Raw genomic sequence first — 498 nt, 5'->3', positions numbered from 1 at the left:
GCACTGGCTCGCCCGTTGGCCCCTTCGGCGCCTATGACGCGGTCGGCCTGCGGACCATTTACAACATCATCGAAGAACAGAAAGGCGACGACCCCGACTTCAAGCCCTTCCTGGAGAAGGTCAGGAAGATGCTCGACGAGGGGAAGACCGGCAGTGACGCAGGCCACGGATTCTATGACTATCCGAACCCGCGTTACAAGGATGAGGACTTCCTTAAGGCCTGATCGCCTGTCTGCCACATCTGTGAGCCTTTCGCCAGGAGCCTTGCGTACACGGTCGACCAGCCGCCGGCACGGGCTGCGGAACCAGGATCCGCGTTCACCGTCCGCTTCGACACGGGCGGCGGAAACCCCAAACCAGCAGACCAGACTGTCCCCTCCCCGTACGGGAGGGTCAAGCGCCCCTCCCCCGATCCGTCGCGGGAAGGCTTCCTGTTCGACGGATGGTTCACCGGTCAGGTCGCCTACGATTTCAGCAGGCCCGTCGACAAGGACCTGA

The 498-nt window shown here is 62.9% G+C and carries 2 protein-coding genes; both read left to right on the top strand.

The genetic code is table 11. The features are described 5' to 3' along the window. Window positions 1–224, top strand: a 224-nt coding sequence (locus QRX41_RS08390; RefSeq protein ID WP_313839951.1) for a 3-hydroxyacyl-CoA dehydrogenase family protein, incomplete at its 5' end; no start/stop codon positions are given. A 15-nt stretch (window positions 225–239) separates the two neighbouring features. Further along, on the top strand, window positions 240–498 hold a 259-nt coding region (locus QRX41_RS08385), incomplete at its 3' end, for an InlB B-repeat-containing protein (protein WP_313839953.1).

Origin of the sequence: Bifidobacterium kimbladii, assembly GCF_032193675.1 — a bacterium.
GTDB lineage: Bacteria > Actinomycetota > Actinomycetes > Actinomycetales > Bifidobacteriaceae > Bombiscardovia > Bombiscardovia kimbladii.
This window is presented reverse-complemented; position numbering and strand designations above follow the sequence as displayed.